General features: G+C 70.1%; 13 protein-coding genes. All 13 read left to right on the top strand.

What is annotated here, in order from left to right; all coding sequences use genetic code 11:
* Positions 1 to 1409: transcription termination factor Rho (rho, locus tag ABZ260_RS34415; protein WP_355626050.1), on the top strand; the 1409-nt coding region annotated here is incomplete at its 5' end.
* A gap of 159 nt (positions 1410 to 1568) precedes the next feature.
* On the top strand, positions 1569 to 2870 hold the full coding sequence (locus tag ABZ260_RS34410; RefSeq protein WP_355626048.1) for a sensor domain-containing protein: 1302 nt from the start codon (positions 1569 to 1571) through the stop codon (positions 2868 to 2870).
* 12 nt (positions 2871 to 2882) lie between these two features.
* Positions 2883 to 3527 (top strand): response regulator transcription factor, encoded by a 645-nt coding sequence (locus ABZ260_RS34405; protein ID WP_350924643.1) that lies wholly within the window; start codon positions 2883 to 2885, stop codon positions 3525 to 3527.
* 195 nt (positions 3528 to 3722) lie between these two features.
* Positions 3723 to 3941 carry a 50S ribosomal protein L31 gene (rpmE, locus tag ABZ260_RS34400; protein WP_343975689.1) on the top strand — a complete coding sequence of 73 codons (219 nt, stop codon included), beginning with the start codon at positions 3723 to 3725 and terminating at the stop codon, positions 3939 to 3941.
* Between the two features lie 109 nt (positions 3942 to 4050).
* Entirely contained in the window at positions 4051 to 5103 is a 1053-nt protein-coding gene (gene prfA / locus ABZ260_RS34395; RefSeq protein ID WP_355626045.1) for a peptide chain release factor 1, read from the top strand.
* Between the two features lie 9 nt (positions 5104 to 5112).
* Positions 5113 to 5967 carry a peptide chain release factor N(5)-glutamine methyltransferase gene (prmC, locus tag ABZ260_RS34390; RefSeq protein ID WP_355549863.1) on the top strand — a complete coding sequence of 285 codons (855 nt, stop codon included), beginning with the start codon at positions 5113 to 5115 and terminating at the stop codon, positions 5965 to 5967.
* 98 nt (positions 5968 to 6065) lie between these two features.
* The gene (locus ABZ260_RS34385; RefSeq protein WP_355626043.1) at positions 6066 to 6749 is read left to right on the top strand and encodes an L-threonylcarbamoyladenylate synthase; all 684 of its coding nucleotides are present in this window, start codon (positions 6066 to 6068) and stop codon (positions 6747 to 6749) included.
* Positions 6746 to 6871, top strand: coding sequence for a hypothetical protein (locus ABZ260_RS34380; RefSeq protein WP_355626041.1), 126 nt, complete (start codon positions 6746 to 6748; stop codon positions 6869 to 6871). Before ABZ260_RS34385 ends, ABZ260_RS34380 begins: the two co-directional genes overlap by 4 nt.
* A 41-nt stretch (positions 6872 to 6912) precedes the next feature.
* The gene (locus ABZ260_RS34375) at positions 6913 to 7053 is read left to right on the top strand and encodes a hypothetical protein (RefSeq protein WP_355626040.1); all 141 of its coding nucleotides are present in this window, start codon (positions 6913 to 6915) and stop codon (positions 7051 to 7053) included.
* Between the two features lie 67 nt (positions 7054 to 7120).
* Entirely contained in the window at positions 7121 to 9238 is a 2118-nt protein-coding gene (locus ABZ260_RS34370) for a hypothetical protein (protein ID WP_355626038.1), read from the top strand.
* A 113-nt stretch (positions 9239 to 9351) separates the two neighbouring features.
* Entirely contained in the window at positions 9352 to 9732 is a 381-nt protein-coding gene (locus ABZ260_RS34365) for a hypothetical protein (protein WP_350924678.1), read from the top strand.
* 219 nt (positions 9733 to 9951) lie between these two features.
* Positions 9952 to 11217 (top strand): serine hydroxymethyltransferase, encoded by a 1266-nt coding sequence (gene glyA, locus ABZ260_RS34360; RefSeq protein ID WP_355626037.1) that lies wholly within the window; start codon positions 9952 to 9954, stop codon positions 11215 to 11217.
* Positions 11218 to 11274: 57 nt separating this feature from the next.
* A complete protein-coding gene (locus ABZ260_RS34355; protein WP_355626035.1) occupies positions 11275 to 12228 on the top strand; it encodes an MraY family glycosyltransferase in 954 nt (317 codons plus the stop codon).
* The last annotated feature ends 84 nt before the right edge of the window (positions 12229 to 12312 follow it).

Raw genomic sequence — 12312 nt, 5'->3', positions numbered from 1 at the left:
GCCAGAACCGTGGCGAGCGGGTCAACGACCGCGGTGAGCGCGGTGAGCGCGGCGACCGCGGCGACCGCGGTGAGCGCAGTGAGCGCGGCGACCGCAGTGAGCGCGGCGACCGTGGCGACCGTGGCCCGCAGAACCGGGGGCCGCAGGACCGCAGTGACCAGCACGGCGTGGGCGACGACGACGACCGTCGCGGCCGTCGCGGCCGGTTCCGCGAGCGCAACCGCCGTGGCCGCGACCGCTTCGACAGCAACGAGCCCGTGGTGGGCGACGACGACGTGCTGATCCCGATCGCCGGAATCCTCGACATCCTCGACAACTACGCGTTCGTCAGGACCAGCGGTTACCTGCCGGGTTCCAACGACGTCTACGTCTCGCTGGCCCAGATCCGCCGCAACGGCCTGCGCAAGGGCGACGTCGTCACCGGCGCCGTCCGCCAGCCCCGCGACGGCGAGCGCCGTGAGAAGTTCAACGCGCTCGTCCGCCTGGACACGGTCAACGGCATGGACCCGGAGCAGGCGCGGCAGCGCCCTGACTTCAATAAGCTCGTCCCGCTCTACCCGCAGGAGCGCCTGCGCCTGGAGACCGAGCCGAACATCCTGACCACCCGGATCATCGACATGGTGGCGCCGATCGGCAAGGGCCAGCGTGGTCTCATCGTCTCCCCGCCCAAGGCGGGCAAGACGATGGTGCTTCAGGCGATCGCCAACGCGATCACCCACAACAACCCCGAGTGCCACCTGATGGTCGTCCTGGTGGACGAGCGTCCGGAAGAGGTCACCGACATGCAGCGGTCGGTGAAGGGTGAGGTCATCCACTCGACCTTCGACCGCCCGGCCGAGGACCACACCACGGTCGCGGAGCTCGCCATCGAGCGCGCCAAGCGCCTGGTGGAGCTGGGCCACGACGTGGTCGTGCTGCTCGACTCGATCACCCGTCTGGGCCGCGCCTACAACCTGGCGGCCCCGGCCTCCGGCCGCATCCTGTCCGGTGGTGTCGACTCCACCGCGCTCTACCCGCCGAAGCGCTTCTTCGGTGCCGCCCGCAACATCGAGAACGGCGGCTCGCTGACGATCCTCGCCACCGCGCTGGTCGAGACCGGCTCCAAGATGGACGAGGTCATCTTCGAGGAGTTCAAGGGCACGGGCAACCTGGAGCTCAAGCTCAACCGGCAGCTTGCCGACAAGCGGATCTTCCCCGCGGTGGACGTCGACGCGTCCGGCACCCGCAAGGAGGAGATCCTCATGGGCAAGGACGAGCTCCAGATCATCTGGAAGCTCCGCCGTGTGCTGCACGCCCTTGACATGCAGCAGGCTCTCGAGCTTCTCCTGGAGAAGATGAGGGAGACCAAGTCCAACGCGGAGTTCCTGCTCCAGGTGCAGAAGACGACCGTCAGCTCCGAGCGCGACTGACCGCTCACCGCACGTTGAACGCCCTGGCCCCTCAGGCCGGGGCGTTCGGCGTTTCCAAAGCGCTTGTCTGACCCGGGTCTTCGGGATATCCCTACTTCAGGACGCATCTTCGCGGACGACAGGGGGGCGCGTGACTGCCGAGACAGTGGTGAGACAGTGGTGAGCACGCCCGTGGTCAGGACGCCGCTCCGGCGGCGCGTGCCCTTCGGGCCGAACGGTCCCCTCGGCATGTTCGTCGACCCGATGACCTGGCGGGCCGTTCCCTACCTGCTGGTGAGCCTGTTCCACGGCCTCGCCTGGTTCGCGTTCCTCGCCTCGGTGATCCCGCTCTCCCTGGCGCTGGTGATCGTGTGGATCGGGCTGCCGCTCCTCGCCCTGACCATGCTGGCCTGGCGGGGGGTGGCGATGCTGGAGCGCCGGTTCCTCCGGCTGGCCTTCGGCGTCGACATCCCCAGCCCCTACCGGCCATCGGAGGGCGACAACCTGTTCCTGCGCTGGAAGGACATGTTCGTCGACCCCGCCACCTGGAAGGATCTGCTCTACCTGCTGTTGCTGCTGCCGATCGGGATCGGGGAGTTCACGGTCTCGGCGGTCCTGTGGACGCTCGGGCTCGGCCTGACCGTGGCGCCACTGCCTCTGCTGCTGGTGGGGGAGCCGATGACCCCCATCGGCGAGCTGCCGATCGACAGCGGGCCGAAGGCGCTGCTGTGCATGCTGATCGGGATCGGGTTCCTGCTCGCGGCCCTGTACGCGACCCGGGGGATGGCCTGGCTGCACGGCCTGCTCGGCGCCGCTCTGCTGGGCACGGGGGAGAAGAACCGGCTGGCGGCCCGCGCCGCGCACCTGCGGGCCAGCCGGGCCCGCGGGGTGGACGCGGCCGAGGCCGAGCGGCGCCGGATCGAGCGTGACCTGCACGACGGCGCACAGCAGCGGCTGCTGTCGGTGGCCATGGATCTGGGCCGGGCCCAGGCCAAGCTGGACTCCGACCCGACCGCGGCCCGGGAGCTCCTCGACCAGGCGCACAGGGGCACCAAGGCCGCCATCGCCGAGCTGCGTGACCTCGCCAGGGGCATCCATCCGGCGATCCTCACCGACAGGGGGCTGAACGCCGCCCTGTCGTCGCTCGCCGCGCGCGCGCCCGTACGGGTGGATCTGGCGGTGGAGGTCTCGCACCGGCCCCCGCCGGCGGTGGAGAGCATCGCGTACTTCGTCGTGGCCGAGTGCCTGACCAACCTGGCCAAGCACTCCGAGGCCACCGAGGCGTCCATCCGGGTCAGCCGGCAGGGGCAGCGGGTGATCGTCGAGGTCTACGACAACGGGGTCGGCGCCGCGGTGCCGCGGCCCGGAGGCGGTCTCGCCGGGCTGGCCGACCGGGCGGCGACCATCGACGGCACCCTGAGCGTCGACAGCCCGCTCGGCGGCCCCACGATGATCAGGGCCGAGCTGCCCTGCGAATGGTGAGGGCCTGAACACATGCGGGTGGTGATCGCCGAAGACTCGGTGCTGTTGCGCGAGGGGCTGGCCAGGCTGCTGGCCGACGGGGGCATCGAGACCGTCGGGGTCGTGGGCGACGGCCCGGGGCTGGTGGCCGCGATCGTCGAGCACGATCCGGACCTGGCGATCGTCGACGTCAGGATGCCGCCGACGCACACCGACGAGGGACTGCGCGCGGCCCTGGAGGCCAGGAGCCGGCGGCCGAGGCTGCCGATCCTCGTGCTGTCGCAGTACGTCGAGGAGCAGTACGCCACGGAGTTGATCGGCGGTGGCGCCGCGGCGGTCGGCTACCTGCTCAAGGAGCGGATAGCGGACGTGGCCGAGTTCCTCGACGCGGTGCGCCGGGTGGCCGCCGGGGGAACGGTCATCGATCCGGAGGTGATCGGGCAGCTGCTGGGCCGCCAGCGCAGGGGAGATCCCCTGGAGTCGCTGACCGCGAAGGAGCGAGAGGTGCTGGCCCTGATGGCGGAGGGTCGTTCCAACGCCGCGGTCGCCGGGCGCATGCTCGTCACCGAGGGCGCCGTGGAGAAACACATCTCCGGTATCTTCGGCAAGCTCGGCCTGGAACCCGCCACCGACGACCACCGCCGGGTTCTCGCCGTGCTCGCGTATCTGGGCAGGTGAATGCCCGCAGCCCCGGTCTCTCCAGGGCGGGGAATGTCTTGTGGCCTGGGATGGTTGCAGGATCTGGCACACTGGTAGCCGAACCGCAGCGGTTCCGGTTCCCGCCCGCGCGCACCTCGGTGTGCCAGCGCGCAAGCCTCATCGGCGAGAGACAGTGGCGACCCGGCGACCGCGTTTTGGAGAGGAAAAGACGACATGAAGCCCGACATCCACCCGGAGTACGTCGCCACTCAGGTGACGTGCACCTGTGGTAACTCCTTCACCACCCGCAGCACCGCCAAGAACGGCGTGATCCACGCCGATGTGTGCTCCGCCTGCCACCCCTTCTACACGGGCAAGCAGAAGATCCTGGACACCGGCGGCCGGGTGGCGCGCTTCGAGAAGCGCTTCGGCAAGAAGTCCACGGGCCAGTAGCCCCCATCCCGACGCCGGCTCGGAACAACCCTCCCGCGAAGGGGGGTGCCCGAGTCGGCGTTCGTGGTGATGAGGCAGGCTTAGAAGGGCTTTCAAGGAAGGACGCACGGTGAACCTCGACGAGCTGCTCAGTGAGTACGCCGAGCTGGAACTCAAGCTCGCCGACCCCTCCGTGCACGCCGACCAGAAGCAGGCGCGCACCTTCGGCAGGCGCTACGCCGAGCTGACCCCGATCATCAACACCTACCGCGAGCTCGAGGGCGTCCAGGCGGACCTCGGGACGGCGAGGGAGCTGGCATCGGAGGACGAGGCGTTCGCGGAGGAGGCCAAGGAGCTCGAAGCGCGGGTTCCCGAGCTGGAGGAGAAGCTCAGGCACCTGCTCGTCCCGCGTGATCCCAACGATGACAAGGACATCATCATGGAGATCAAGGCGGGCGAGGGCGGCGAGGAGTCCGCGCTGTTCGCCGGGGACCTCCTGCGGATGTATCTGCGGTATGCCGAGCGGATCGGCTGGAAGACCGAGCTCATCGACGCCACCCACTCCGACCTCGGCGGTTACAAGGACGTCACGATCGCCCTGAAGGCCAGGGGCGACGAGGGCGTCTGGTCGAGGCTCAAGTTCGAGGGCGGTGTGCACCGCGTCCAGCGGGTGCCGGTCACCGAGTCCCAGGGGCGCATCCACACCAGCGCCGCCGGGGTGCTGGTCTACCCGGAGGCCGAGGACGTCGACGTCCAGATCGACTCGAACGACCTCCGCATCGACGTCTACCGCTCCAGCGGTCCCGGTGGTCAGAGTGTCAACACCACCGACTCGGCCGTGCGGATCACGCACCTCCCGACCGGGGTGGTCGCCTCCTGCCAGAACGAGAAGAGCCAGCTCCAGAACAAGGAGTCGGCCATGCGCATCCTGCGGGCCCGCCTGCAGGCGATCGCCGAGGAGGAGGCCAACGCCGCCGCCATGGCCGAGCGCAAGTCCCAGATCCGCACCGTCGACCGCTCCGAGCGCATCCGCACCTACAACTTTCCCGAGAACCGCATCTCCGATCACCGCGTCGGTTTCAAGGCGTACAACCTCGACCAGGTGCTCGACGGGGATCTCACGGCCGTCATCCAGTCCCTGCTCAACGCTGAGATGGCGGAGAAGCTCGCCAACCATTCATAGAACGCGCCCATGACCTTTCTGCTGGACGAGATCGCCCTCGCCACCGCCCGGCTCGCCGAGGCAGGTGTGCCGTCGCCGCGCACCGACGCCGAGGAGATCGCCGCATGTGTGCACGGTGTACGGCGCAGTGAGCTGCACACCGTGAAGGACTCCGACTTCGACGCCCTGTTCTGGGAGGGCGTCGCCCGCAGGGAGTCCCGCGAGCCGCTCCAGCACATCACCGGGCGGGCCTACTTCCGCTACCTGTCCCTGGAGGTCGGGCCGGGGGTGTTCGTGCCGCGCCCGGAGACCGAGATCGTGGTGGGCTGGGCGATCGACAGGCTGCGGGAGATGGACGTCGCCTCGCCCGTGGTCGTGGATCTCGGCACCGGGTCCGGTGCCATCGCGCTGTCCATCGCCCAGGAGGTCGCGCTGGCCACCGTGCACGCGGTCGAGGTCGACCCGGACGCCTACGGCTGGGCCAAGCGCAACATCATCGAGCACGGTCAGGGCCGCGTCCACCTGCACCCGGAGGATCTGGCCGACGCCCTCTCCGAGCTGGACCATCAGGTCGACCTGGTGGTCTCCAACCCGCCGTACATCCCGCCCGGCGCGATCCCCCGTGACCCCGAGGTCCGCGACTACGACCCGCACCGTGCGCTGTACGGGTCGGGCAGCGACGGCCTCGACGAGGTCAGGGCCGTCGAAAGGACCGCCAGGCGCCTGCTGCGCCCCGGTGGCTTCGTCGCCGTGGAACACGCCGATCAGCAGGGCACCCCGGTCTATCTGATCTTCTCTGAGGAGAACGGCTGGCGCGACGTCCGCAGCCGCCAGGATCTGACGCGCAGGGACCGCTTCGTCACCGCCCGCTTCGGCCAGGAATAGGATGCACGCCGTGAGCGAGGGGATCCTGGCCGTCGGTGACGTGCCGGTGGACGAGGAGGTACGCGAATGCGCGTAGCGAGCGATCCTGAGGAGGCACAGTGAGCCGACGTTTTGACTGCATCGATGCCGAGCAGCGCGCCGCGGGCCTGGTAGAGGCCGCGTCCGCCGTACGGCGGGGGGAGCTCGTGGTGCTGCCGACCGACACCGTCTACGGTATCGGCGCAGACGCCTTCGCACCCGCCGCGGTCACCGCCCTGCTGGAGGCCAAGGGCCGCGGCCGTGACATGCCGGTGCCCGTGCTGGTCGGGACCGTCCGGGCGGCCAACGCCCTGGTGGAGAACCTCGGTCCGTACGGCCAGGATCTCGTCGACGCCTTCTGGCCGGGGCCGCTCACGCTGATCTGCCGCGCGAACCGATCGCTCTCCTGGGACCTGGGGGACGCCAAGGGCACCGTCGCCATCCGGATGCCGCTGCACGCGGTCGCCCTCGACCTGCTCAAGGAGACCGGCCCGATGGCCGTCTCCAGCGCCAACCGCTCCGGTGCCCCCGCCGCGACCAGCGCCGCCGACGCGGAGAAGCAGCTCGGCGACTCGGTGTCGGTCTATCTCGACGCCGGGCCGTGTGAGAGCGACACCCCTTCGACGATCCTGGACCTGACCACCGCGGTGCCCAGGTTGCTGCGGCGCGGGGCGATCGCGGTGGAGAAACTGCGCGGCGTGATCGGCTACGTCGCCACCGACGCTGGTCCCGAGCCTGACGGTGGCACAGAGTCCGGCGGGTGAACGTGGACCCGAGCGTTCCCGTCCTTCTCGTCAAGATCGGGCACTACCCGCTTCACCACGGTGCGGTCGGTGTCGTGCGGACGCTGGGACGGCTCGGGGTCGCGTCGCCGAGAGGCGCCTGACCGCGGCTGCGCTCTCCGTCACCGAACCGGTTGAGCATCTCGTGCGGGGGCTGCGGGAGATCGCCGGGTCGCTGCCGGGGAAGGCGGTGGCGACGGACGACGAGGCGGATCCGGGACGTGATCTCCTGAGGGTTCCCGCGCCCGGCGCCGTGCGGCCCATGTCCATGATCCATGCCATCTGATTATCACCGTGACGCGGGGCGCTCTCCCCGGTACCTTGAAGTGGGCCGACACTTCCGGGAGACGTCCATGGGCAAGTTCGAAGGAATGGACCCCAAGCTGGTCCGCGACCTGTTGTCCGAGGTGCGGCGGGCGGCCGATCAGATGCGGAACGTCGAGGGCAAGGTCACCCAGCTGATGAGCGGGGCCGGCCTGTCCTCGCAGTCGACCCACAGACCCGTCCAGATCGCCGACGCGTGCGACGTGATGGTCCGTGACGTCTCCGCTCGCGTGGCGTTGCTGGAGAAGAGGATCAACCAGAACGCGACGGCACCTCCCGCCGAGCCCAAGACCGGGGAGACGAAGCCCGACAGCGGCACGGCGGGCGATGACGCGAAGCCCGAGACCCCGAAGGCCGACGGCCTCAAACCGGCGGTCGGAGCGGACGACAAGCCCCGCGTCGGTGACCAGTCGGCCGGGAGCACCCAGCGTGACGATCCGAAGGACTCCCCCAAGCCGGAGCCTCCGAAGGGTGACGAGGCCAAGCCCGAGACAGGCTCGAAGGGTGACGAGGCCAAGCCCGAGACAGGCTCGAAGGGTGACGAGGCCAAGCCGGAGGCGGGCTCGAAGGGTGACGAGACCTCCCCGAGGGACGGTTCGAAGGAGACGCCGAAGCCGGAGGCGTCCGGGGCCGACGACCGGAAGCCGGACACGGGTTCGAAGGGTGACGAGACCTCTCCGCGCGAGGGAGACTCCCCCAAGGAGAACGTCAAGACGGTTGACACCGCACCGCGCGAGACCCCGAAGCCGGATGCCACGCCCACGCCGGAGGCGCCCAGGGCCGAGGACACGCCGCGTGAGGCTCCGAAGCCGGATCCCGTACCGGAGGCGCCCAGGGCCGAGGACACGCCGCGTGAGGCTCCGAAGCCGGATGCCACGCCCACGCCGGAGGCGCCCAGGGCCGAGGACTCGCGGCCGGAGACGCCGAGGGTCGAGGATTTGAAACCCGCGGTTCCCGGGCCCGGTGAGGGGCCTCAGGACGGGGGACGGCCGGTTGACGACGTGCCACGCCAGACGCCCGAGGCCCCCGGCCCGGATGCCACCCCCGTGCCGGAGATGCCCAGAGCCGATGACACGCAGCCGGAGATCGTCAATGTGAACGACACGATGCCTGGCGGGGAGGATTCCGACGCCAAGGGTGACTCCGGTTCCAAGGGTGACGAGACGACACCGCGGGGGGACGGCTCCGTGGGTGGCGCGCCGGTTGACGATCCCGACGCCAAGGGCGACTCCGGTTCCAAGGGCGACGAGCGCTCGCCCAGGCAGGAGGGCAACACGTCCGGCAACGACATCCTCGACAGTTACCGGAAGGACCATCCCGACGACATCGACCAGAGCGGCGATCAGCGGGCGAAGGTCGTGGAGGTCGACGGTGTGAAGGTGCTCCAGATCCCGCTCGACTCGCCCACGGCGGCCGAGGTCGACGAGTTGCTGAAGAACATCGAGGACATTCCGCCGCTGGAGATGCCTACGGTCGACAACGTCTCCGCCACGGCGGGGCAGCCGGGCTGGGTCGAGCCGCACGGCCCGCTCGATTCGGCCAAGCCCGACTATCCGCCCCTCGACACCGCGGGACCCACCACCGACCAGACCGTCCAGCCGCCGGGCACGGGGGGTGACGCCACCCCCGAACCCGCCGGTACGACCTCAGGTGAGGCGGCTGTTCAGCCGCAGGCCACGACCTCCGCCGTACCCGCCGTCCAGACGGCGGGTACGGCCTCCGGTGAGGCGGCCTCGCAGCCCGCCGTGGTGCCGCGGGGAGACGCCGGCACGCCGTCCATCGGTGACGCGGTCTTCAGCGAGGCGCGAGGGGCGGAGGATGCCGCAGGGGGCTCGGGACAGTCGGCGGGGACGGCTCCCGGGGGGGTGGCCGCCGCACCGGACGGTTCGGTCGCCCGGTGGGCCGGCGACGGCGACGACGTCGTCACCGCGGAGGCGAGCCCTCTCGATCTGGACGCCCTCAGGACGCTCGCCGACAACGCCCGGGAGATCGAGCCGCTGGAGATGCCCGGCGTGCGGGTGCCGGAAGGGGAGACCTGGGGCGAGGGGGCCTGGGCGCCCATGGACATCGGGCCCGACGGACCGGCGGGCGACGTGGAGCCGGGGAATCCGCTGCGGCCGATCCCGCCTCCGGGAGGCGGGCAGTGAGCGGGGGTGGGGACCATGTCGGCGAGCCCGACTCCCGGGCCGGTCGGCACCGCTACGGCGTCGGGCAGTGAGCGGGGGGCAGGGACTGTGTCAGCGAGGGTGAGGAGCCTGTGATGTTCGTGGATCCACCCGCACCGCAGCCGCTGCAGCCGGGGGAGACCCCACCGGCCTCGGGCGGCGGCGGTCTGCCGTCCTCGGACGCCGCCACGGCGTGGGAGTTCAACCCCGAATACCAGCGGCTGGTCATGATGTGGCGGCAGGTGCTTCCCGCACTCGACACGCTGACCGCCAGCCTGGACAAGGCCTACCAGCTCGCCAGGAGCAGGGATGTCTGGGACGCCCCGGTCTCCGGCCGCTACGTCGAGGACATGACGGAGTGGCGTACCCGTCTCGGCCTCTACCGGCAGGCGATCCTGACCTCGATCAGCGACCAGGCGGCCGACACGCCGAGATGGGTGCCGGTGGGAGCCGGGGCCCCGCACGCCTTCTCCTGACGTCCTCCCCGGCTCGGAGGCGCCGGCCGGGTCCTTCGGCGCGAGGCCCGCGGGCCGGGCGGTTTTCGAAGCCTCCCGGGGGACGACGCCAGGGGCCTTCCCGGGGCGTGCGTTTCCGCACGGAGACACGCCTTCCCGTGGCGACACCTCTTTGACCTGGGATAACCGGGGTAGCCGGGCTTACAGTGGGGGTGAGTTGTCATCTTCGGGATGTGAGCCATGGGCGCAGAGTCGTACTACGGGCCGGATTTCGGCCTACTGCAGCGCGAGGATCCGGAGATCGCCCGTGTGCTCCTCGACGAGCTCGACAGGCTCCGCAGCGGCGTCCAGCTGATCGCGAGTGAGAATTTCGCCTCGCCCGCCGTGCTCGCCGCGCTCGGCTCGACGCTCACCAACAAGTACGCGGAGGGCTACCCCGGCAGGCGCTACTACGCCGGATGCGAGGTCGTCGACCGGGCCGAGCAGCTCGCGATCGACCGGGCCAAGCGGCTGTTCGGCGCCGATCACGTCAACGTGCAGCCCCACTCCGGCGCCTCGGCGAATCTGGCGGCCTACGCGGCACTGCTCCAGCCGGGCGACACGGTGCTGGCGATGGCGCTGTCGCACGGGGGCCACCTCACACACGGTTCCAAGGTCAACTTCTCCGGCCGCTGGTTCGACGTCGTGGCGTACGGCGTGCGCAGGGACACCGAGCTGATCGACTATGACGAGGTCAGGGACCTGGCGTTGCAGCATCAGCCCAAAATGATCATATGTGGTGCCACCGCCTATTCCCGAAAGATCGACTTCGCGGCCTTCCGGGGGGTCGCCGATGAGGTGGGCGCCTGGCTGCTCGCCGACGTCGCGCACACCATCGGGCTGATGGCCGGGAACGCCCTGCCGTCCGCCGTGCCGTACGCGGACGTGGTGACCTTCACCACGCACAAGGCGCTGCGCGGCCCGAGAGGGGGCGGGATCATGTGCACCCGGGAGCTGGCCCGCAGGGTCGACCGCGCGGTCTTCCCCTTCGTGCAGGGCGGCCCGCTCATGCACGCGGTGGCGGCCAAGGCCGTGGCGTTCGGCGAGGCGCTGCGCCCCGAGTTCGCGCGGTATGCGCGGCAGGTGGTGACCAACGCCCAGGTACTGGCCGACGCCCTGGCCGCCGAGGGGATGCGGCCCGTCTCCGGCGGCACCGACAGCCATCTGGCGTTGATCGACCTGCGTGACGTCGGGGTCTCCGGCGCGGTGGCCGAGCAGCGGTGTGGCGCGGCCGGGATCACGCTGAACCGCAACGCGATCCCCTACGACCCGGAGCCGGCCACGGTGACGTCCGGGATCCGGGTGGGCACCCCCTGCGTCACGACCCAGGGAATGGGGGCCGAGGAGATGAAGGCGGTGGCCTCGATGGTGGCACAGGCCATCCGCAACCCCGACGCAGTGGGTGAAATACGGGAGCGCGTCGCGGCGCTGACGAGCCTCCATCAGATATATCCCAGCGAACTATGAGCTGTTCTGTGGCGTTTTCCGGTCACAGGTGGCCGGACTATCCGCGAAACTGGTTCCGTGCGCGAATACCTACTCATGGCGCTCGTCGCGGCCGCGGTGACATACCTGCTGGTCCCACTGGTCCGCGTTTTCGCCGTCCGTATCGGTGCCATGCCCGAGGTCCGCGACCGTGACGTGCACACCACGCCGACGCCCAGACTCGGTGGCCTGGCGATGTACGGCGGTCTCGTCGCCGGTCTGCTGATCGCCGGCGAGCTGCCCTACGCCGGGGGCAAGCTGGCGGCCGAGGGCCAGGGCAAGACGGTGATCGCGCTGATCGCCGCAGGAGGGCTGATCACGCTGACCGGCTTCCTGGACGACTGGCTGGGGATGGACGCCCTCGTCAAGCTCGCCGGGCAGATCGGCGCGGCGGGCGTGCTCGTCGCCTTCGGCGTCAGCCTGCCGTGGCTCCCGCTGCCCACGGCGCTGGGCGGGCAGACCATTCTCGACTCCACGCTGAGCCCGCTGATCACGATCCTGATCGTGGTCGTCATGATCAACGCCGTCAACTTCGTCGACGGGCTCGACGGCTTGGCCGCCGGGATCGTGGGCATCGCCGCGATGGCCACATGGACGTACTCGGTGGCCCTGTCGAAGGACTACGGCAACACCAGCATCAACGTGACGGCGGTCATCGCCTCGGTGCTCATCGGGATCTGCCTGGGCTTCCTGCCGCACAACTTCCACCCGGCGAAGATCTTCATGGGGGACACCGGGGCGATGCTGATCGGCCTGGTCCTCGCCTCCACGATGATCCTGGTGACGCCGCTCGACTCCAGCAGCATCAACCGCTTCCCCGTCATCCTCCCCCTGCTCGTGCCGGTCGCGATCCTGGTGCTTCCGCTGCTCGATCTGATCATGGCGGTGGTCCGGCGCACGTCCAACGGCCTGTCGCCGTTCGCACCCGACCGAGGGCATCTCCACCATCGCCTGCTGGACATCGGACACTCACACCGCCGCAGAACGCGGTGATCGTGTCATAGACCTCGTCCACCCGGGTGAAGTCGTGCACGGGCTTCCCGCCGTCCTCCCGGTAGACGCCGAGGTCGTCGCAGA

Origin of the sequence: Streptosporangium sp. NPDC006013 (assembly GCF_040614275.1) — a bacterium.
Taxonomy (GTDB): Bacteria; Actinomycetota; Actinomycetes; order Streptosporangiales; family Streptosporangiaceae; genus Streptosporangium.
Note: the sequence above shows the minus strand (reverse complement) of the source record. Positions and strands in the feature narration are given on the sequence as shown.